The 21,320-nt window shown below is 53.8% G+C and carries 15 protein-coding genes; 12 read left to right on the plus strand and 3 right to left on the minus strand.

Features of this window, described 5'->3' with window-relative positions; translation table 11 throughout:
- Window positions 1–95 precede the first annotated feature (95 nt).
- Window positions 96–992 (plus strand): carboxypeptidase-like regulatory domain-containing protein, encoded by an 897-nt coding sequence (locus ABD852_RS01765; RefSeq protein ID WP_345026283.1) that lies wholly within the window; start codon window positions 96–98, stop codon window positions 990–992.
- 84 nt (window positions 993–1,076) lie between these two features.
- Here the strand turns inward: ABD852_RS01765 and ABD852_RS01770 are convergent, their stop codons facing one another.
- On the minus strand, window positions 1,077–1,478 hold the full coding sequence (locus tag ABD852_RS01770) for a hypothetical protein (protein WP_345026284.1): 402 nt from the start codon (window positions 1,476–1,478) through the stop codon (window positions 1,077–1,079).
- Between the two features lie 204 nt (window positions 1,479–1,682).
- On the opposite strand from ABD852_RS01770, the gene ABD852_RS01775 reads away from it, so the two are divergent.
- Complete coding sequence (locus ABD852_RS01775; protein WP_345026285.1) at window positions 1,683–2,756, plus strand: LacI family DNA-binding transcriptional regulator; 1,074 nt, start codon at window positions 1,683–1,685, stop codon at window positions 2,754–2,756.
- A gap of 77 nt (window positions 2,757–2,833) precedes the next feature.
- Complete coding sequence (locus ABD852_RS01780; protein ID WP_345026286.1) at window positions 2,834–4,708, plus strand: ulvan lysase-like protein; 1,875 nt, start codon at window positions 2,834–2,836, stop codon at window positions 4,706–4,708.
- A 97-nt stretch (window positions 4,709–4,805) separates the two neighbouring features.
- On the opposite strand, the gene ABD852_RS01785 is transcribed toward ABD852_RS01780, so the two are convergent.
- On the minus strand, window positions 4,806–5,051 hold the full coding sequence (locus ABD852_RS01785; RefSeq protein WP_345026287.1) for a hypothetical protein: 246 nt from the start codon (window positions 5,049–5,051) through the stop codon (window positions 4,806–4,808).
- A 107-nt stretch (window positions 5,052–5,158) separates the two neighbouring features.
- On the opposite strand from ABD852_RS01785, the gene ABD852_RS01790 reads away from it, so the two are divergent.
- Both ABD852_RS01790 and ABD852_RS01795 read left to right on the plus strand, forming a co-directional pair.
- Entirely contained in the window at window positions 5,159–6,547 is a 1,389-nt protein-coding gene (locus tag ABD852_RS01790) for an ABC transporter permease (RefSeq protein ID WP_345026288.1), read from the plus strand.
- Between the two features lie 312 nt (window positions 6,548–6,859).
- Window positions 6,860–7,750, plus strand: coding sequence for an Rpn family recombination-promoting nuclease/putative transposase (locus ABD852_RS01795; RefSeq protein ID WP_345026289.1), 891 nt, complete (start codon window positions 6,860–6,862; stop codon window positions 7,748–7,750).
- A 127-nt stretch (window positions 7,751–7,877) separates the two neighbouring features.
- Here the strand turns inward: ABD852_RS01795 and ABD852_RS01800 are convergent, their stop codons facing one another.
- Window positions 7,878–8,048: a hypothetical protein gene (locus ABD852_RS01800; RefSeq protein WP_345026290.1), complete on the minus strand. Its 171-nt coding sequence runs from the start codon at window positions 8,046–8,048 to the stop codon at window positions 7,878–7,880.
- Between the two features lie 288 nt (window positions 8,049–8,336).
- Here ABD852_RS01800 and ABD852_RS01805 point away from each other — a divergent pair, with 288 nt between their 5' ends.
- The 7 genes from ABD852_RS01805 to ABD852_RS01835 all read left to right on the plus strand — a co-directional run bounded on the left by ABD852_RS01805 (window position 8,337) and on the right by ABD852_RS01835 (window position 21,270).
- Window positions 8,337–9,260: a sugar phosphate isomerase/epimerase family protein gene (locus ABD852_RS01805; RefSeq protein ID WP_345026292.1), complete on the plus strand. Its 924-nt coding sequence runs from the start codon at window positions 8,337–8,339 to the stop codon at window positions 9,258–9,260.
- Window positions 9,261–9,338: 78 nt separating this feature from the next.
- Entirely contained in the window at window positions 9,339–10,850 is a 1,512-nt protein-coding gene (locus ABD852_RS01810) for a glycoside hydrolase family 28 protein (RefSeq protein ID WP_345026293.1), read from the plus strand.
- Window positions 10,851–10,889: 39 nt separating this feature from the next.
- The gene (locus tag ABD852_RS01815) at window positions 10,890–13,733 is read left to right on the plus strand and encodes a hypothetical protein (protein ID WP_345026294.1); all 2,844 of its coding nucleotides are present in this window, start codon (window positions 10,890–10,892) and stop codon (window positions 13,731–13,733) included.
- Between the two features lies 1 nt (window position 13,734).
- Window positions 13,735–16,311, plus strand: a complete 2,577-nt coding sequence (locus ABD852_RS01820) for a glycoside hydrolase family 20 zincin-like fold domain-containing protein (RefSeq protein WP_345026295.1) — start codon at window positions 13,735–13,737, stop codon at window positions 16,309–16,311.
- Window positions 16,298–17,542 carry a hypothetical protein gene (locus ABD852_RS01825; protein WP_345026296.1) on the plus strand — a complete coding sequence of 415 codons (1,245 nt, stop codon included), beginning with the start codon at window positions 16,298–16,300 and terminating at the stop codon, window positions 17,540–17,542. The genes ABD852_RS01820 and ABD852_RS01825 overlap by 14 nt, the downstream gene beginning before the upstream one ends.
- A gap of 36 nt (window positions 17,543–17,578) precedes the next feature.
- Window positions 17,579–20,419, plus strand: a complete 2,841-nt coding sequence (locus tag ABD852_RS01830) for a TonB-dependent receptor (protein WP_345026297.1) — start codon at window positions 17,579–17,581, stop codon at window positions 20,417–20,419.
- Between the two features lie 59 nt (window positions 20,420–20,478).
- Window positions 20,479–21,270, plus strand: a complete 792-nt coding sequence (locus tag ABD852_RS01835) for a glucosamine-6-phosphate deaminase (RefSeq protein ID WP_345026298.1) — start codon at window positions 20,479–20,481, stop codon at window positions 21,268–21,270.
- Window positions 21,271–21,320 lie beyond the last annotated feature (50 nt).

Genomic DNA, 21,320 nt, shown 5'->3' on the forward strand with positions numbered 1-21,320 from the left:
TGGTATGCTGCGGCTCCGCGAAAAATGCCTTCTGAAACGGGGGCACAAAGAAGGAAAGTATATAACTTAGCAAGGTTAACGCACCTGAAATAGATATGCAATTTTTGACCTACTTATCCGCATTTTTGCTAGTCTCCAATATTGCGTTATCACAGACTGTGCAGGGAGTAGTTTATGATTCTACGAATAAACAGGCCATTGCTTATGCTCTTATTTCCAGTGCTGACAAATCATACGGTATAGCCGCGGATTCCCTGGGGAAGTTTGAAATAGATAAGAAGTTTATAGCTGCTTCAACTGACGTCCATGTTGCGGCTCCCGGTTACAAACCCGCTTTGATCCCAATTTTACGAAATAAATTAAACGAGATTGCACTGGTTAAATTTACTCCACACGATAAATTTGAAACCAATGTGCCAGGCCGTAGGAAACAATCAAAGAAATATGGTGTATTCGGCGTGAAGTCTACCAGTTTATATATGGGGGCCTACGAAGGGAGCAACTTTGAAATGGCATTATATATTCAAAATTTGAACGGTCGTTTAGGGAAAATAGATACTCTGAATATACTTTTTTCTAAAACTGGAATATTCAATTCGCCATTCAGGATACAGTTTTATGAAGAAATTGATGGTGTTCCAGGGAGACCTGTCACCAATGAGAATATTATTTTATATGGTTTTAAACCGAATAGTTTGAATAGCTTTGACCTCAGTGAATATCATATTTCGTTTCCTCCAAACGGTTGTTTTGTAAGCGTTGAATGGTTAAATGTTAACAGCTCAGGTAACAGATATTTGCTAAAGAATGACAGAGGACAATATGGTATCGGACCAACAATTGCGCTCACCTACGATAAGCCGGTTTCATTTCTATATGGTAGAAAAAATGGAGGCGAGTGGGAGAAAGTCACAAAAATATATTGGGATACTGTCACAATGGCGAACGTTAACCCGGTAATATCTTTAGATGTTTCTCACGCGAAGCATTGAATTTCCGGTGTGATTTCTTCCTGGTTGCCAAACCCGCTCCTGATCTACATGTTGATTTTCGTTCAATTTTTGGGTCGGCCGGTTTTATTTCGCAAGCTTCAATTTGTAGTGAACACTACCTATATTTTTTTCTTTCCAAATGAGAAGGTGGTTGCCATCAAACCTATAGGAGTGTTCCCCGGAGAGAACATAGGAGGGGCCCCATATTGTGGGTATTGGAAAAAAAAGTGTATCGATAAAATTTATTGAAAAGCTGTTAACTTCTACTTTTCCAGCCCCTCTTCCAAAGGGCAGGCTGCTGGAGCAATGATAATAGCCATCGTTGATTATCAAATCTATGCTTCCTTTCAGGTTATCGGAATCTCTTGTTTCAAAAATACCAGTGAATTTAAATTGGCTGGAGGCGTCAAGCGCGAGGTTCGGTGCCTTCCTTTTGCACGAAACAAAAGGCATGAAAATCAACAGGAAGTATAGGGCCCTTCTCATCTTGAATGTTTTTAAACATAGAGTACGCATCTAAGGTAAAAGTTGGAAGCGGATATAGTTTACTTCATTTCGGAAGGTTGCGGCCTTCGCCACAGGTCTGGGGTTGTGGTATAGTCTACTCTTGCGGGAAGTTCAATGAATACCGCAAGCGAGTATACAATCCATCCCTGTTTGTTTATATATTGGACATTCAATTTGAACCTCGTGAGACAAAAGAAAGATCACCCTTTAGCCGGTGTAAAGGAAATTGCAAGAAGGGCTAACGTCTCCCGGGGTACGGTAGACCGCGTCATCCATAACAGACCGGGTGTTTCTGAAGAGACAAAACGGCATATCAATGCTATTATCGAGGAGCTGGATTACCAGCCCAATGTATTGGCCAGGCGGCTTGCGTTGGCGTCGCGGGGAACGGTACGCCTCGGCGTGCTGTTGCCTTCTGTGTCTGAAGAAACCGAATACTGGAAAGCGCCGCTCGAGGGGATCGACAAGGCCGAAACGGAAATAAAACCGTATGGCGTGGAGCTCAAGCACTATTTCTTTGATCAGAACGTGCAGGCCACCTTCGCCAGGCAGGTCGCTCAAATTATGGTCGATCAGCCCGACGGCGTATTGATTACCCCGACTTTTGAAGAGGAATCGATACAATTGCTCGGGTTCTGCCGGGAAAAGCAGATCCCGGCGGTCCTGATGAACTCGGATATCCCGGGGCAGCAGCGGCTTTGTTATATTGGCCCCGAACTTTTCGACAGCGGGTACCTGGCTGCACAGCTCACCGACTATTGCCTTAAGCCGGGCCAGAAAGTGATGGTCGTCAATATTGCCAGGGAAATAGAAAATAACGTTGCTATTCTCGGGAAGGTAGAAGGGTTTCTGGCTTATTTCAGGGAAAAGCGCTCCGAAGAGCCGCTGGTACATTTCCATACGACCGATACGGATTATGTTTCCGTTTCCGCCGGGCTATCGGCGTTGCTGGCCCGGGAGAAGGAGATAGGGATTATTTTTGTTACCAATTCCAGGGTAGTGCTGGTGGCCGAATGGCTGGAAAAAACCGGGCGGAAGGACATTGTACTGATCGGGTACGATTTCCTGAGCAGCAACATCGACTACCTCAAAAAAGGTTACATCGATTTCCTGATTTGCGAAAAACCCCAGGAACAGGGTTATCGCGGTGTAATGACCCTGTTCAGGCACCTCGTGATGTCCGTCCCGGCTATAGAAGATTACCTGATCCCGATCGACATCGTTACCAGCGCGAACTACAGATTCTACAGGAATTAATTTTTTTCGTTAAATTCGTGCACGTGCCCGTATTTTTTGAACCTGGTTAATCGGGCACCGGATTTAACCCTTGTCGTATGAAGTACCTCCGGATAACCGCCGTGATGATAGGAAATTTTGCCTGTACCCTGGCGGGTGCGCAATCGCTCCCTTTGAAAGAGGCCTATGCCGGTTTGCTCCTGGAACTGGCCGAGCCCTTGCTGCACCTTCAGGTGGCTGAAAAGACACATCCGGATTGTGGTGCGATCGCCTGTAAACATTGCGATGTGCTGCATACAAGAGCCTCCGAAGCGGTATACCCCCTGGCAGTCGCTTACCAACTTACGAAAGACAGGAAATACCGGAATGCAGCCATTTCGACCGCAGCCTGGCTCATCAGGCAGCAGCAGCCCGACGGGAGCTGGAAGGAAACGCCGGAGGAATGGACAGGCACCACAACCGATCAACTGCTTATGCTGATGCTGGCCCGCGAGGAGCTGGCGGACGAGCTGGACCGGCAGGACCAGGAAAGCTGGGACGAGGCGATCCGGAAAGCGGCAGATTACCTGTTCCGCGTGATGAGCCCAGAATTTGCGAGTATCAACTACGTAGCCACCACCACCGCGACACTGGCTAAGGCCGCTGAGCTCACCGGCGACAGCAGGTACAGGGAGCGCGCCCGGGAACTCGCCCGCCGTACGGTTTCAAAAATGGACGAAAAAGGGTTTATCAACGGGGAAGGCGGCCGGGGTATAAGGTACAAGCTGGGTATAGACCTGGGGTACGAAATGGAAATGTCGTTGTGGGGGCTGGGGCTGTATGCCCGGATCACCGGCGATACGCTGGTTAACAACCGGGTCAGGAACGCGCTGCAAACCCATCTCAGTTTTGTATACCCGGACGGTTCTCTGGACAATTCATGGGGAATCCGGTCCAATAAGTGGACCCTGTACGGCGGCGCTACGTCCGACGGCTGCCAGGTGTTGTTTTCGCTGTATAGCGCAGAGGACAAACGGTATGCCGCCGCTTCCTACCGGAACCTGGAATTCCTGAAGAAAAACCGGGTTCCCGGTGGCCTGATCGGCTATGGCCCGCACCATGCACGCGTTTTTTCGACGCCGCCGTGCATTTACCCCACTTTTACAAAAGCAAAAAACCTGGCGCTGGCCTACCGGCTCGAAACGGCAGCAACCAGGCAGGCGGCTCCGCTGCCGGCAGACAGCACCGGCTGGCTCTTGTACCATGATAACCTGGACGTGGTGCAGGTAAGAACCGGGCATTTTATGGCTACTCTCACCGGGTATCGTTACAAAGACCAGCGTGGCGGCTCACGCAGCAAGTACATGTTCAGGCCGAACGGGGGTGCTGTTTCCTATCTCTGGGCCGAGGGTTACGGGGCCTTGCAGGCTTCGAGCGTAACGGAATATTCACGTCCGGAACCGATGAGCTTTCCCGAAGCGCCGGGCGTGAAATGCCTGACGCCGAGGATCAGTTATACCGATTCGCTGGGGTACTTCACCAACCTGTTCGAATTTGACGCACGTCTGGAAGTGGTTAAAAAGGATCGCGTTCCTTTTGAGGTAAAGGCTGTCGGCGAGCTGAAAAACAGGGATTGGATCAATGGGGGAGTGGGGTACGCCATTTCATATACGTTTGCCGATACCTATATTGAGAAAAGGATTACCCTTACCTACCACGATTCTTTTCCCGTTGTGACCATAACAGAGCCCATTGTCCTGGCCGATGGCGCCGGAGTGACCCGGGAAGACACCCGCACGGTAAGCATCCGGGGAAAGGACGCTGGCTTTGTGCTCGAAACGGACGGTACGGCAGAGCTGGTGGTGGGCCGCGACGCCAAAGACTACTGGACGCCCTATCCGGCTTTGCAGACCATGCCCGTAGAACTGGAGATTGCGCCGCCCACGGACGGGTTTACGAAAACAGTGGTATACCGGATTGCATTGAGGCGGTAGCCGCGAATTCGAGAGAAGCGGCGCTGGCTGGCTTTGATTTAAATAAACAACCTTTAGGTTTTGACCTGGTTGAGGATCAGACATGCAGCAGATTGTGTTAAAGGGGTTCGACGGGCTCACCCGCCATCCGGATGGCAGCCTCCGGTAGGCAGCCTTCGACGGGCTCAGGCGCCATCCGGATGGCAGCCTCCGGTAGGCAGCCTTCGACGAGCTCAGGCGCCATCCGGACGGCGCCATCCGGCAGGCACCATCCGGACGGCGCCTGAGCCTGTCGAAGGCCGGCGCCTGAGCCTGTCGAAGGCTTATCTTTGGATACCCATTCAATAGAAGCCATGCGTTCCATTATCAGGCATCTGTAAGTTTGTTGTACAGAATTCACGAAGCCTCCTTTCGAAACATACCAATGTAACCGGGGCCCGGTAAATCCTCGACAGACTTAGAGCCTGCCTGATGGTCCTGCTTTCGCTGCTCCCCGCACTGCTGCTCGCGCATCTCCTGCTTCCGCCGTTTGCGGACTACATCGGCGCCACCATCCAGCTCAATCTGCAGTCGCGCGCCGTTTTCTGCCCGGGCGCTCTGGTTTTCGCGGTCAGTGTGTCACTGCTTGCCGGAAGCTGGCCTGCTTTTGTCATTTCTGCTTTCAAGCCGACGCAGAATATGAAAGGCAATAGCCCGGCCCGACAGGGCAGGTTTACCTGGGGCAATGCGCTTATCGTCTTCCAATTTACCGTTTCCATGTTATTCATCATCTGTACGCTGGTGACGACAAGACAGCTCCGTTATATTCAAACCAAAAACACGGGGCTGCAACGTTCGCAGATTGTGGTGTTGGACGGCGACATGCTTTCGGACAATGACCGCTCCACCCTGAAAAACAAACTGCTGGCGTTGCCGGCTATTAGTGGTTTCAGCGCCTCCTATGACTCACCGGTAAACATACAGGGCGGATACAACGTGAACAGGGCCGAAGGAAAAAGCGCCGATTTTGAGCTGAGCGTAACGGCCATCCCGATTGAAAAGGATTTTGTATCGGTGTTTGAGATTCCGATCCTGGCGGGCTCCGACCTGACGGATCAGGACATTGCCCGTGCCCGTGACACTACAGACGCCCGTTCCTATAGTTTTGTCGTTAACCAGCGTTTCGTACAGGCGCTGCAATGGACGCCTGAAACCGCCATCGGAAAACAGATCGACCTGAACGGCCGTAAGGGACAGATTAAAGCGGTGGTGCGGGATTTCAATTTTGCCTCCCTGAGAGAAGACATACAACCCGTGGTGCTTTTCCCTGAATACAATTATTTTGGTAACGTTTTTGTCAAAGTAGCTTCGGGAAGCCAGATGCCGCAGGCGCTGGACCGTATCCAGGGAGTATGGAAGGAAGTAAAACCGCAAACGCCCTTCCAGTATCATTTCCTGGACGATGATTTTGCCGACCTGTACCAGCATGAGCAGCAAACCAGCCGTACGATGTTCCTGTTTTCCTTTATCACGATCGGGATCGCGTGTATGGGACTTTTTGCCCTGGCGGCGTTCCAGGCACAACGCCGTGTAAAAGAAATCGGCATACGGAAGGTACTCGGTGCGTCCGTGGGTAAAATCGTATTCCTGCTGACGACGGATTTTGTAAAGATGGTCGCCATTGCCTTGCTTCTCGCTATCCCCGTCGGATGGTGGATTATGCAGCATTGGCTCGACAATTTTGCCTACCGCATCCATGTGGAATGGTGGATATTCGCGGCCGCCGGGATCCTCTCCGTAGCGGTGGCGCTGCTGACGATCAGCGGTCAGGCAATCCGGGCGGCAAGAACAAATCCGGTGAAGAGCTTAAGGCGGGAGTGATACCTGCACGGGCCATCGAAGCTGCTCTAAAGCCTGGTGGGCGAGTAAAGAACGACTGCGGAAACAATGAAAGAATCTCAGGCGAAGGTACGCGCGCTTGAAGTGTACGGTCGGTCATCCGCAGTGAAAATGTGACGCGGGGCCGCTTGGGTAGGCGTTAAAGACACAAATTATATTGAAAATCCGGACAGCCTTTGTCTGTTTTATCACTTCCGGGCATGCCGGCAAAAATGTCCTCCGGATTCTTCAAAGAAATCCTTATCTTCGGTCTCATACTATACTGAATCTTCGGTCTCATACTATACTGAACGCATGAATACCACCCTCCATGACAACTTTGTGCGTGCCATCCTGGCCGACAAAGAAATCGCCATCGACTATTTCAGGTCGTGCCTGCCCCAAAATATCGCGGCACGGCTGGATCTGTCAGCGCTCACCCAGCTACCGGACACCTATCTCTCCAAAGGGCTCCGGAAGACGATAAGCGACATCGTATATTCCTGCCGTTTGAAAGAAGACAGCCGGGAAGTAAAGATCACGCTGCTGCTCGAACACAAAAGCAGGCCCGATAAATCTACCCCGGTACAACTGCTCGGTTACATAGCCTCAGCACACCGGAAACAGCTTACGGAGGACAAAAAGCTATCTCCCATTATCCCTGTGCTTTTATATCATGGGCGGGAAAGGTGGCTCTACCGGACATTGGGCGCTCTAATGGCCGGTCTTGACAGTGAGCTCATGCCTTTTGTTCCTGACTACGAGTATGTCTACCATGACTTGGGCGAAATCCCCGATAAACAAATCCAGCTTCTGGAGAACAAATTCCTCCAGGCGTCGTTCCTTGCACTGAAATACAGCCAGTTAAAAGTCGATTTGGTGAGGTGGATCCCCACCATCCTCTCCCTGGCTGCAGATGTAGAAAAGAACTTGCAGCGTGTTCTGATTGTTTATACCTTTGGAATAAGCGATCTCAAAGAGGAACAAATTATCAGACTTATCGACGAAGTACCGGCAAACATAAAAAGCACAGTGATGAGCACAAAAGATGTTTTAGTTGAAATGGGTAGGAAGGAGAAAACTGAAAAGACTGTCCGTAATATGATCCACGAAGGCTTGCCTACAGAATTGATCTGTAAAGTCCTGGAAGTCGATCCGTATTATGTGTCAGATATCCGGCAGAAGATTGAAGGCGAGGTTTCGTAAATAGCCGCGAATTCCATGGAAGCGCGTTTGGAGCTTTGATTTAAATAAAGAACGCTTAGCTTTTGACCTGGTTGAGGATCAGACATCCGGCAGATTGTGTTAAAGGGGGTTCGACGGGCTCACCCGTCTACCGGATGGCAGCCTCCGGTAGGCAGCCTTCGACGAGCTCAGGCGCCATCCGGCACCCGCCATCCGGCAGGCGCCTGCCGGATGGCGCCTGAGCCTGTCGAAGGCCGGTGCCTGAGCCTGTCGAAGGCTGATCTTCGGATACCCATTCAATAAAAGCCATGCGTTCCATTATCAGGCATCTGTAAGTTTGTTGTGCAGAATACACGAATAAAAACCACTTTATTCGTGAATTCGCGGCTACCCGCTAAACCTCCGCTCGCCGCGCTTATACTTCCCCCATTACTTGGTTTCCTTATTAAAAAGCTTAAAAAAGCCATAAATGGTTTTGTTTTATTCTTTTTTCTTTTAATTTTGTGCACGTGCCCGGAAGGCATTTCAGAAAGGACAGCAAGAACAGGAACACTTAAGTCCTTTTTTATTTGAACCATTCCGGGCACGTGCACGAAACCCGAAAATTATGTTTTCTGACACCCGGATTACCTGCGCCTACCTCTTTATTATTTCCCGGTACGGGTACCCGCCGCCGGTGACGGCCACCGTACAGCACATTCGCGAAATGGCCGCGGCCGGGTTTACGTCGATGGAGCTGGAAGGAATTGGCCCTGACAACATCCGGTACCTTTTTGAGAACCGGCAACAGGTGGCCGACACGCTCGACGCATACGGGGTTGAAGTGCCGGTATTTTGTACCGTCTTGCCCGGTATGAGCGCCGTGGCCGACGGGGAACGATTGGAAAACCTTGAGTTTTTTGAAATGGGCTGTGAAACTGCAAAATTCCTCGGGGCGGCCGGGGTGCTGGACAATGGTCCGTTGCTGCCGCTGCATTACCCGGCCGATCAGCAGGTAAAACGGCATTACAACGGCGAGGCGCTGGCATCACTGCTTCCGCCGCCCGGCTTTGAATGGCCCGTGTACTGGCACGAACTGACCGGGACCTTCCGCGAGGCCTGCCGGATTGCCGCCCGATACGGTCTGGACTATCACCTGCATCCCTGCGAAGGATGTCTTACCGCTACCACCGACGCGTTCCTGCTATTTGCCGACGCCGTAAATGCGCCGAACCTGAAGTTTAACCTGGATACGGCCAACCAGTTCCTGGTGCACGACAACCTGCCGCTGAGCCTGATGCGGCTTACGGACAGAATCAATTATATTCATATTTCCGATAACACCGGCAGCCGGGTGGAGCATTTGCCGCCGGGTGCAGGGAACATTCCATGGGACGCCTTTTTTGCCACGCTGCGCGACACAGGCTTCCGCGGCCGGCTGGCAATCGACGTAGGCGGCGAAGAAAACGGCGCCGCAGACCCGGAAGATGCGTACCGGCGTACGGCCGTCTGGCTGGAGCAACAGTTGGAGCGATTTGAAATCCTGACCTGAAGATAATTGGCGATCATTACCCTGAGTTTTAGTTTTACTTAACCCTTACTTTTTATTGAGTGTATGATGACGAGTAGGATGCGACGATACCGACCGATGTTGATAACCCTGCTGATCGTAGGCGCGGGGCTCCTGGGCGCCGAAGCGAAAACGTATGATATCCGCCGGTCCGGTGCTATCGGGGACGGCGTAACCGTCAACACCGGTGCGATCCAGAAAGCCATCGACTCGTGCGCTGCTACCGGCGGAACCGTGTATGTGCCGCAGGGAATCTACCTTACCGGCACGCTGGTATTGAAGAGCAACGTAACCCTGCACATCGCGGCGGGGGCTACGCTGCTCGGGCATACCTCGCCCTCTGCCTATCCCTACCAGGACCCCGGAATACCGTTTTATGGCGGCGACTGGGCAAAACAGGCGCTTATTTTCTGCAAAGGGCAGGAAAATGTGGCCATTGAGGGTCGGGGAACCATCGACGGCCAGGGAAGCGCGTTTGTAACGACTACGCTCAAAAAGCCCGATCGTTACCGCAACCGGCCCTACCTGTTATGGTTTGCCGGTTGCAAGGACGTGTCCGTTACGGGCGTTCACCTGCGCAACTCCGCTTTCTGGATGCAGCACTACCTGGGATGTGAGCGGGTACGGATCGACGGGGTGGACATCTGGAATCATTCCAACAAAAACAACGACATGATTGACATCGACGGGTGCAGGAACGTGATGATTTCGAATGTGACCGGCGACTCCGACGACGACGGGATCACGATCAAAAGCTCATCGCCCGGGGTGTCTGAGTTTATCACAATTACCAATTGCATCCTCAGCAGCCATTGCAATGCGATCAAATTCGGTACCGAATCCACCGGCGGTTTCCGTAATATCACTATTTCCAACTGCGTCGTCCGGCCTTCGGCACAGACCAAAACGATCTACGGCCGGCCGGCGGGTATTGCCGGGTTAGCGCTGGAGATGGTGGATGGCGGTATCATGGAAAACGTAGCGATCAGTAACCTGGTTATTGAGGGCCCTGAAGTCCCGATTTTTATCAGGCTGGGTAACCGGGCGCGGAAATACGTGGAAACCGCGGCCGTTCCCGGCCCGGGGCAACTCCGTGACCTCCGTATTTCAAACGTGGTGGCGCGTGGAAGCAGTAACATTGGCTGCTCCATCACGGGTATCAAATCGGCCCGGGTAGAACGTATTTCACTCAGTGACATCACCGTCGAATCGGCGGGGGGCGGAACCCGGGCAGATTTCCGGCCACTATCGGATGAGAAGGAAGACAGTTACCCGGAGGCCACCATGTTCGGCAAATTACCGGCCTACGGTTTTTACATAAGTCATGCCGAAGAAGTGCATCTTTCGGGGATCCGGCTCACCACGAAAACGACCGACGCCCGTCCGGCCGTTTACTGGTCCGATACCCGGGGATTTTCGTTGACAGGATTGAGCGTACCTGCCGGATCTTCAACCTCCGGGCCGGTAGTCGCCGTCCGGGAAAGTACCGGCGGTTTTCTTTCGCAGGGCGGCTTACCCGCGAAGTTCCTGGATGTGGACAAGACTTCGAAAGGTATCCGGACCGGTCAGTAGCAGGTAGTTTTTTGGTTAATAATAGATAACGTATATATAGTGAGGTTAGTTGCAGGCTTGTTGTTGTTCACCTGGTGTTTCCCTTTGTTTGCTGCGGCAGGGGGGGAGCCGGACAGGAATTACCTGTTCGATATCGGAAAAGCAGGTGCTGCGGCAAGGCCCGGTTATGTAAAGGTAACGCCGGAAACGGTATACGACCGGACCCGGGGGTACGGGTGGCTCGTCCCGCCGTCCGCCGGTTTTGATACCCTGTATGCCAAACTGCCGGACACGTTGTTCCGGGACGGCCTTACGGCTTCCCGTGAACTGGTTTTTCGGGTCAGGCTCAAACCGGGAAGTTATTTTGTGAGTATCATGGTGGGCTATCCCGGTAGCGAGCCGCTCCGCATGAAGTTGTCGCTGAACGGCCGCCCGCTGGCAGACAGCGTGGTGACGCCCTGGTACCGGTTGTCTTACCAGACCATCCGGCGGAAAGTGCGGATAGCGGGTGATGAAGCAACGGTTAGGATTTCGCCGGAAGGAAACGGGAACGTTGGAATATATGCCCTTGAATTCCGCCCTGTAACGCCGCCTCATGTAACAGCATTTTCGCCGGGACCGGAAACCGATACCGCGGAGATTTTGCGAACCATTGGCGGGCTGGAGGGAAAAATACAAGCCGGAGGAAACAACCTGGCTGCGGTCAACCAGCTCGACATGGTCCGGAAATACCGCCAGGCCTGTGACTATTACGAAATGGGCGGGTGGAGCTGGGCAACCCGGAGGACGGGCATGAACCAGATTCAGCGGATGTACGCAGTCATTGACCTGCTGAATCAGCTGGTAGCGGACCCGGAAGATCCGCTCTACGGCAAGGCCCTTTATCTTTTGGCAAAAACGCATTTCTGGCTGGTCAAGGAAGACCGTATGTTACTCCCTGACAGCCGGGAGAAAGCTTATTTTGATCAACTGGCGTCGCTCTATCCGGGGCATGAGCTGATCCGGATGTACCGTGGAGAACAACTGGAAACACCCTTTGTTTCCGATCTGGACCCGGGTAACGCGCCCCGCTGGGCCGTGCTTCAGAACGAAGCCATGAATCGTATGCAGCAGGTGATTCACTGGTGGGTAAAACACCGGCAGGCGGCCAACGGGGAGCTGGGAGGAAAGTACGGTGACGACGTGGAAATGCTCCGCTGGTGGCTGCCTGCCATTCTCGGTGCGGACGACGAAACGGCAAGGAGCGGTTATACACGCCTGGCCGACGGGATCTGGAACAGCGGTGCGCTGGTACGGGGGTATGACAAAAAGGTGGACGATGTGGAGCATTCGGCCGAACTGTTCCGGGACTCGCATACGGGCATGTTCCTGGCCCGTTACGGAGACCCGGTGTACCTGGAAAGGGCCATGATCAGCATGCAGAATTTCGGGAGCGTCTGGTCTGCCGTCAACGCACACGGGCACAGGCATTTCAAGTCGTATTATTTTTCAGCGACCGAAACCTGGGACGGGCCGCCCTACGGCGTAGACGTTCCCCTGAATGCCCGGGCGCTGCTGCCAGGGCTTTGGCTGGCATGGTACAACCGGACGCCCCGCCTGACACGCGAGCTCTCAGAATGGGCCTCCGCGTGGGTGGAAGATGCCCGGAAACAGGAAAACGGGAAGCCGGCAGGCGTAATACCACCGGCTGTTTGCTTCGAAAACGAGCGCATCGGCGGGTATGCCCCGCAATGGTATGATCCTGAGCTCAGGTACGAGTATTACCAATGGGACCACCTGGGACATGTCGCAGAGCTCTATAACCACCTGTCGGGAATGTACGGGATCACCAGAGACAGTCTTTTCCTGCAGCCGGTGAAGCAGGTGGCCGCCCTGATGAAAGAACCCGGGCCGGGTAACCCGAACCCGCAGCCCGGTACTCTGGAGTGGACCCGACAGACCCTTGTCCGGGGAGGAGAAGACCAACCTGCCGGCGCGCATCCCTTCGGGAACGTGTTCGCATTGACGGACCGGTTAACCGGAAATACGTCGCTCACAGGTCAGTACGGTTCGCCTTACAACCGGTACCTGCTTACCGGCGACACTGAAAAACTGCTCGAAGGGTTTGAGCGGCTCCTGGAGTCGCTGCGGTACAATTTTCCCCTGATGACGAGCGAAGTCCGGTTTACGGACCGGGTCTATGCCAGGGGCAGCGAGCTGCTTACCGGCATGTACACCGGGCATTTCGGTCGCGGATTTGAGTACCCTTCCCTGGTTGCAACCTGGAAAAACACCGGTCCGAATGTAGCGGTGTTCGTCAGGCGCGGCGACGACACGTCGGCCTGTATTTCGCTGTACAACGCCGGTCCGGCCCGGGAAGTCACGATGTACACCTGGATGCTGGCCCCAGGCGAGTATGAAATAACCCTTGGGACCGATGCCAATGACGATACCGTCCCGGAGAAAATACAAGATCGCCAAACGGTGAAAATCACCGAACGGGTAGGGGCAGTGCCGTTCAGGCTGCCGGGAAAACAGGGCGTGGTGGTACATGTACGGCGGCTCCGGCAAGGGGCAGCTTTACCGTACAAACTCGCCGACGTGGCCGTAAGTGCGGGCGGTATCCGGCAAAACGGGGCGGGGAAGCCGGAAGTATATTGTTCCGTGCACAACATCGGCAACGCCCCGGCAAAGGAAATTACCGTGCGACTGCTGGTCGACGGCAAGGAGGAGCAACGGCAGGAAATAGCCCTGCTGGAAGCTCCCGACGATCTGGTTCCGCGAAACCTTCCGGTAGCGTTTCCGCTGGTTTCCGGGCGCAGGAACCGGCAGCTCACCATAACGGTGTCCGGTAACTTCCGGGAAATTACCTCCCTTAACAACACGGTAACGATTGACACGGTCCCCCCGACGAACCAACCCTGATATGAAAAAGAGATTGTTGCTGGTATTTTTTCAGCTTGCCTTTTTGTCCAATGCCCTGTGCGAAACACCGGGTCAACCAGGAATTTCCGGGGAAGCAGGCCCGCTGCCGGTATTGCCGTTTCCCCAGGTTGTAAAGCAGGGGACAGCGCCCGTAACCTTCGGGGCAGAAGTCGCATTCCGCGGCATCGGCCTCGCAACCGGTCAACTGGAGAGATTGAAGAAGCATTGGGCAGGGTTCCGGCCGGAATTCCCCAGGCAGAATGCGGGCAAAAAGAAGGAAATCACAGTGGAACTGCGGCTGCTGCAGCCGGGTGCCTCGGAGCGGCTTTTACAGACCGGCCGGGCTTTCAGCGACAGCCTGGGCACTGAAGGGTATGTACTCGACTTCAGCACAGATCATCCATTTATTGCGGCCTTTTCCGAAACAGGGCTTTTTTATGGCCTTCAGACCTTGCGCCAGCTGACACGCGCCGGCTGGAAGACCGGCTTATTCATTGCGGACTGGCCCGTTTTCCCGACCCGGGTAATTTACGACGACATCAGCCGAGGACCCATTTCCACCCCGGAATACGTCCGGGCGCAGATCAGGAGACTCGCCGAACTGAAGATCAACTACCTTTCATTTTATATCGAGCACGTGGTACAGCCGCTGTCGCATCCTGATTTCGCTCCCGAAAACGGCAAACTTACCATTGCCCAGATACGCGAGCTGTCGGCCTATGCGGAAAAGTATCACATGAAGCTCATCGGTAGTTTCCAATCCTTCGGGCATTTTGAAAAAATCCTGTCGCTGCCGCAGTACAAGTCCATGGGCGAAACGGCCAACCTCATTTCCCCGCTGGACCCCAAGGCGCGAAAGTTCCTGGAAAATGTGATCGGCGAGCTTTGTGATGCCTTTAACGCCCCCTGGTTCAATGTCAACTGCGACGAAACCTTCGACCTCAACAAGGGAAAATCAAAGGCGTATATCGACAGCATCGGGCCCGACCGGTTTTACGCCGACCATCTGAAGTTTTTACACGATGTGGTAACCCGTCACGGTAAAAAGATGATGGTATGGGGGGATATTGTCATTCAGCACGAGACGGTAGCGGACATGCTGCCGCGGGATATTGTTTACCTGACCTGGGAATACGGTGATCAGAAAAGCTACGACCAGTGGATCCGGCCGTTTGCCAGCCGCGGCCTGGAATACATGGTTTGTCCGGGCGTGCTCAATTCGTACCGGATGTTCCCGGATATGGTGATGGCCAAAGGCAATATCAAGGGTTTCCTCGAGGCCGGGCGGAAGCAGGGCGCGACCGGGGCCTTTACCACGCTTTGGGACGACGGCGGCACCTATCTCTTCTCAGGCGACTGGTACGGCGTTTACCAGGCAGCGGAAAAGAGCTGGAACCTGGCGCATCTACCGGAACGCTCCTTCGATTCACGTTACGGACTTACCGCCTACGGGACTGCAGATGACAATTATGTGAAGGCTTTGTTCCGCCTGATGGAACTGCGCAGGCTGACCCTGACTTACAACCTGAACGACCAGATATGGTTGCAGAAACTGCTTTCCGATCCGGGTAAACCCTTGCTGCTGAACAATAGTTCTGTGCCGCAGGCCAGGCAAATTCTCGCGGACGCGGCTGCTCTTGCAGGGCGGGCAAAGGCGGTCCGGAACAACGCTGACCTGGCCGCACTGCAATTTTCAATAGACCAGTATGCGCTGATCATGGACCTCAGGACCACATTGCCGGAAGTGGCCCTTACCTACCGGAAGGCAGGCAAAGCCGGGAACCCGGGAGACGCGGTGAAACTGCTGCAGGCTTCCGAAACCGCGGTTGCAGGGTTAACGGATCGCCTTGAGAAGCTTAAAACGCGCTTTGAAACCGCCTGGATGCAGGAAAACCAGGAATATTGGCTCGATGTCGTGACCGCCGGCTACGAGGCCAAGCTAATCCCGCTGAGAAACCTGCAAGCATCGCTGGTGAAAGCCCGGGAAACGCGGCAATTGCCGGATCCCGGCGCTATCGGGCTCGACATCTCCGAAACACCTTATACCTATTTCCAGTACTGGCTGCTGGCCGGACCGTACCCCGTGGAGAAGGCGGGCGGCCTGCCGTCGTTTCTCTATTCGGAAAACCCGGAGTATGATCACCCGCCGATCCCGGGCGGTATCAGCATTTTCAAAGGGAAAGACTACCGGTGGCGGAAATTCGGATCAACGGATGGCGGCGCGATTGACCTGGAGCATTATTACGGGAAAAAAGAGGTAGCAGCCTACGCTTATTGTACCCTCAAAGCCAATGACGCCGATATTGCCAATCTTTATGTTTCGGGACCGGCGGGAACGGAAGTGTTCTGCAACGGGAAAAAAATCGGGACGCTTGCCGCCGCTGCCGCTATCGGGAATCCGCAGCAGGTTCCGGTAGCACTGAAAAAGGGAGCTACGGGACAATTGCTCCTCAAAATACCCTGGCAACCCGGACAACCCTGGCGTTACAGTGTCCGCCTGGACGGCGAAACCGAAGTAATCAATCACAAGCACAAATATCAGACCAATTCAAAAAACAAAAGTTATGAAGCCGAATAACAGGTGGTATTGCATCATTCTGCTGACTCTTTCGGGATATGTCGCGCAGGCGCAGGTAAAAAAAGAGGAGGTAGTGCAGGCCGTTAACCAGACAGCCCGGTACATATCGGAAGTATTGCTGGATGAAGAAGGGAAATCACGATGCGACTATAACCTGACAGAAGGCAAATGGTACGAATACGAGGTTCCCTGGCATACGGGCCAGGCAGTGTACGCCTTGCTGGCGGCCTATAAGCTCACCGGAAACAACAGTTACCTGGAGGCGGCAAAAAGAGGGGGAAACTACTGGGCGTCACTCGAAATAAAGGATCATCCTGTGCTGAAAGGAATGGTTTCGGCCATCCACGGCGACGTGCTGGGCGAGGACTTTATCGTGTTTGCGACCGTGTCGGACGGTACTCCCGGGATCTACGAGCTATCTCGGGTAACGGGTGATCCCCGTTATGCCCGGGTGGCTACGTCCGCCGCCTACTGGATGATGAAACATATGTATTACCCGGAAAAAGGCGTCTGCTACGACAACGTAGATTCGAAAACGGGAGAAGTGCTCAAGGAATACAGCCCGTTCTGGAAGCAGAAAGACAAAAAAGACCAGAAGCTGTTTGATGTGTCGCGGCCCAATACGGAAGGCTGGCTGTTCAAGGACGCCTTTGAGTTCTCCGGCGATAAAAAATTCAGGGAAGCCTATATCAACCTCTGCAACAGCCTCCTGGAGCTGCAGGGGCCGGAGGGTGTATGGATGAGCTTTATGCCCAATTTCGTGGAGGAACAGTCGTTCCACCCGCGGTTTTCGCTGTGGTACGCCGAGTCGCTGATCCACGCCTTCAGGCTTACCGGCGATAGAAAATACCTCGAGGGCGCGAAACGGACGGCCGAGGTGTTTGCCCGGGCCCAGCAAAAAGACGGTACCATTTACTACAACAACTACCTGAACGGCCGCGAGCCGGACAAAGGGTCCGCCACCGGCTCGGCGGTATCGCTGGCGGGTATTGTGTGGATCGCGCTTTCCGAACAGGGATACCACCAATTTGATGCGAATATCGAAAAATCGGTGGCCTGGCTGCTTCAAAACCGGTATGCCGAAGACCACCCTGATCCGAACCTGCGCGGCGCCGTGCTGGAAACCAGGACCCGTTCCAGGAAAGGGAAAATCTGGCTTACCAACCGTGATATCGGTTCCAGTTTTGCCGTGCGTTTCCTGGCCGATTATATGCATTACAAGTTCAAATAAGCTACTGTGACCCTTTACAATCAACCAAATTCTATTATGATGACACGAATCAAGATCCCGACCGTACGGACCTGCGTGCTGGCCTGGCTGTTCTGCCTGGCGGCCGCTTGCCCGCAACTGATCGCGCAGGCAACCCATGGAACCGTGAAAGGACAGGTAACCGGTGTAAACGGTGAAACGCTCCCCGGTGCTTCGGTTTTTATCAAGGGAACCAACATAGGAGTTCCTACCGACCTTTCCGGTAACTATGTGCTGGTCAATGTTCCCGCCGGGGCGCAGACGCTCCGCGTCAACTACATGGGTTACAACCCGGAGGAAAAGGAAGTAACCGTCAATGCCGGGGCTACCGTGTTCCAGAACATCCGCATGGCGTCTGCTATTGTGACACTCTCTGCAGTGACGGTAACGGCGACGCTGGAAGGGCAGCAGAAGGCGCTGAACCAGCAGCGCAATTCCGATAACCTGAAACAGGTAATCTCCGCCGACCTGATGGGACGTTACCCCGACCTGAACGTAGCGGAATCGCTTCAGCGCCTGCCCGGGGTGACCATCGGCCGGAACAGCAGCGGCGAGGGCGCCACCGTACAATTACGCGGGACGCCGGGGAACTTTACGAACATCAACGTAAACGGCGAGCAGATCATGGGTACACAGGAAGACGGCTCGCGGAATGCGCAGCTCGACGTCATTCCCATCAACGTGCTCTCTTCAATGGAGGTTGTCAAGACCCTTACGCCCGACCAGGACGGCGACGCCATTGCCGGCGCCATCAACATGAAAACTCCTACCGCGAGCTCGCTGCGCAGTCGCCTCGCGGTGGATCTGGGAACAGGCTACAACAACCTCCGGAGCAACTTTAACGCTATCGGAAACCTTTCCTGGGGACAACGTTTTTTTGCAGACGACAAAAATCCGAACGGGAAACTTGGCGTGATGCTGACCGGCAGCTACTTCAAAACCAAAAACGGTTACGACGAAATCCGTGCCCAGGTCTGGGAAAAAAATGATTACGGTAAAGGAGAGATCTATTTCCCGACCGACGTGCGGCTGCTGTACGTAGAAAACGACCGTACCAGGACAGGGGCATCGGCCACCGTCGACTACAACTTCAGCCCGACTACGAACATCGTGGCCAACTTCATGTACAGCGACCATTACAACAAACTGACGCGCTACCGGAAGCGCACGCGGATGCAGACCAGCCGTACGACACTGAACGAGGAAGGGGTCTTTGTTAACTCACGGGGACGCGGGTACAACGAAATCAAGTCGGCAACGGAGGATAACAGCAACCTCAATTTTAACGTCCAGGGCGAAACCGTAATCGGTAAAGTAAAGCTCGATGCGGGCGTATTCGTCAACGAATCCGGGTTTATAAACCGTTCGGGAATCTACAATTTTGTCACCGGCAACATCCCGCTCCAGATCTCCGATATTGCTACCGACTACCTGGAAGCCTACGGCACGGACTGGAAAAACGACGCTTCGCTGTATACCTATAACACGGTGGAAAGGGATTGGTGGAATACAAAAGGCAGAAATATTACCGCCCGGGTGAACGGCAGCGTGCCGTATTCGATCGGGGACAATGCCGCCGTTTTCAAAGCCGGGGTGAAGGTGAAGCGCATGCACAACAGGCGCTACCGGCCGGACGAAACGATCGTGACCACCTACGCCGGTGATGCCGGGGCAGGAAAACTTACGAACTTCTCGGGCCCCGCGGAGGTATCGGGGGAGCTGCTCGACGGGAATACGAATTTCGGATTGGGAGTTGACAAGGACAAAACGATTGACTTCCTGGATAAGAACCTGGGAACCGACCTGTTCCCGATCAATGGGCCTGCTACCCGTAACAGCATCGATACCTACTACTACGATGCGGTAGAGCGTGTTTCATCGGCTTATCTCATGAACAGGATCCAGTTCAACAAGCTCATGTTTCTGGCCGGTGTCCGTTTTGAGCAAACCCACGTAGACTACAAGGGAAATATCGTCGAAACCGACGAGGAGGGCGTCTGGACTTCCACTACCCCCAACCGTAAAACGAACGACTATCTGAAGGTGCTGCCGAACGTCCAGTTCAAGTACGACCTGAACAGCTCGTCGTTGCTGCGGGCAGCCCTTACCTACGGCTATTCCCGCCCCAATTTCGTGGACCTCGTTCCGGGACGAATCCTCAGTATCCTGAGCGAAACCGTAACGGATGGCAACCCGGAACTTGCGCCTGCCTTCTCCACCAACGTGGATTTGATGTACGAAAAATACCTTTCTAACCTGGGTATCCTGTCGGCCGGCGTTTTTTATAAGAAAATCGACAAGTTCCAGTACAACAGCGTCACCAATATTGTCGGGGACGAATTTGAGAATGCCGGCCGTTATACCGGGTGGAGATGGTTCCGCACGCTGAACGGGAACAGCGCCAAGGTGTTTGGTATCGAGTTGAATGCCCAGGCTAACCTCACGTTTTTGCCGGGGATTCTGAAAGGGCTTTCTATACTCGCAAACTACACCTATACGCATTCGAATGCCGACGCCCAGTTCCGGAAAAACCTCCGGCTGCCGGGACAGGCCGATCATACGGCCAATGCCTCACTGTCGTTCAGCCACAAACGCTTCAGTATCCAGGGAAACCTGAATTATAACAGTGCCTACACGGTGTTGCTGGGCAGTGACGACGATACGGATGTGATCCGCCACGACCGCATCCAGATCGACGCCAATTCGTCCTACCGCATTTCGGACCGCCTTTCTGTATACCTCGAGGCACAGAACCTGACGCAGGCGCCGCAGCTTGATTACTTCGGGGAGCGCTCCCGGATGTACCAAAAGCAGTTTTTCTCGTTCTGGGGGCGGGCCGGTGTTAAATTCAGAATGTAAGAAGGAGCAGCTGCGCCGGTATCAACCACGAATCAGTATTTAATTGTAACATCATTTCAATGTCTATCTCTAAAGAATACGTAGCAGACCAGTTAACCGTGAAAATCTGCCGGAACCGACAGGAAGTAGGGGAGACGGCTGCCGATGCGGTGGCTGCAAAAATCATGGCCCTGCTTGAGACCCAGGAAGTTGTCAACGTTATTTTTGCGGCAGCAGCGTCACAGAATGAATTCCTGGCGGCGCTGCTGACCCGTACCGTCGACTGGTCGCGGGTGAACGCCTTTCACATGGACGAATACCTGGGGTTGCCGGTGGGGGCGCCTCAGCACTTCGGCGCCTTTCTGAAGGAACGGCTGTTTGCCCGGGCGCCGTTCAGGGAAGTTTTTTACCTGAACGGGAACCCTTCGTTACCGGAAGAAGAATGCAGGCGTTATGCCGGCCTGCTGCAGGCGTATCCTACCGACATCACCTGTATGGGAATCGGGGAAAACACGCATCTTGCGTTTAATGATCCCCATATGGCTGATTTCCATGATCCTTACCTCGTTAAAGTGGTGGACCTCGACGTGCCATGCCGGCAGCAGCAGGTAAACGAAGGATGTTTCGCCACGCTTGAAGAAGTACCGGTTGATGCGTTTACGCTGACAATTCCCGCGCTGCTGAAGGCGCAGGCCATTTACTGTATGGTGCCGGGAAAATCAAAAGCCGCGGCGGTGTACCATACGTTAACAGAACCCGTGTCTGAAACTTATCCTTCCACGATTTTACGCACGTTGCCGCAGGCCGTACTGTTCCTGGATCACGACAGCGCAGAAAGGATAGCGGACATCCGGGAGGGAGTTTTTCGTTAAAATTCAGGGATTTTTCCCGTTGTTACTCGTCATTACCTTGTTGCCGGGCG

Origin of the sequence: Ravibacter arvi, assembly GCF_039540405.1 — a bacterium.
GTDB lineage: Bacteria > Bacteroidota > Bacteroidia > Cytophagales > Spirosomataceae > Ravibacter > Ravibacter arvi.

What these genes read in the sequence shown, in the direction of transcription:
- ABD852_RS01790 (WP_345026288.1), top strand. Translation starts at nt 5,159, where the DNA reads ATGGTCCTGCTTTCGCTGCTCCCCGCACTGCTGCTCGCGCATCTCCTG.
- ABD852_RS01810 (WP_345026293.1), top strand. Translation starts at nt 9,339, where the DNA reads ATGCGACGATACCGACCGATGTTGATAACCCTGCTGATCGTAGGCGCG.
- ABD852_RS01785 (WP_345026287.1), bottom strand. Translation starts at nt 5,051, where the DNA reads ATGGAACGCATGGCTTCTATTGAATGGGTATCCAAAGATAAGCCTTCG.
- ABD852_RS01780 (WP_345026286.1), top strand. Translation starts at nt 2,834, where the DNA reads ATGAAGTACCTCCGGATAACCGCCGTGATGATAGGAAATTTTGCCTGT.
- ABD852_RS01820 (WP_345026295.1), top strand. Translation starts at nt 13,735, where the DNA reads ATGAAAAAGAGATTGTTGCTGGTATTTTTTCAGCTTGCCTTTTTGTCC.
- ABD852_RS01770 (WP_345026284.1), bottom strand. Translation starts at nt 1,478, where the DNA reads ATGAGAAGGGCCCTATACTTCCTGTTGATTTTCATGCCTTTTGTTTCG.
- ABD852_RS01825 (WP_345026296.1), top strand. Translation starts at nt 16,298, where the DNA reads ATGAAGCCGAATAACAGGTGGTATTGCATCATTCTGCTGACTCTTTCG.
- ABD852_RS01800 (WP_345026290.1), bottom strand. Translation starts at nt 8,048, where the DNA reads ATGGAACGCATGGCTTTTATTGAATGGGTATCCGAAGATCAGCCTTCG.
- ABD852_RS01835 (WP_345026298.1), top strand. Translation starts at nt 20,479, where the DNA reads ATGTCTATCTCTAAAGAATACGTAGCAGACCAGTTAACCGTGAAAATC.
- ABD852_RS01795 (WP_345026289.1), top strand. Translation starts at nt 6,860, where the DNA reads ATGAATACCACCCTCCATGACAACTTTGTGCGTGCCATCCTGGCCGAC.
- ABD852_RS01805 (WP_345026292.1), top strand. Translation starts at nt 8,337, where the DNA reads ATGTTTTCTGACACCCGGATTACCTGCGCCTACCTCTTTATTATTTCC.
- ABD852_RS01765 (WP_345026283.1), top strand. Translation starts at nt 96, where the DNA reads ATGCAATTTTTGACCTACTTATCCGCATTTTTGCTAGTCTCCAATATT.
- ABD852_RS01830 (WP_345026297.1), top strand. Translation starts at nt 17,579, where the DNA reads ATGATGACACGAATCAAGATCCCGACCGTACGGACCTGCGTGCTGGCC.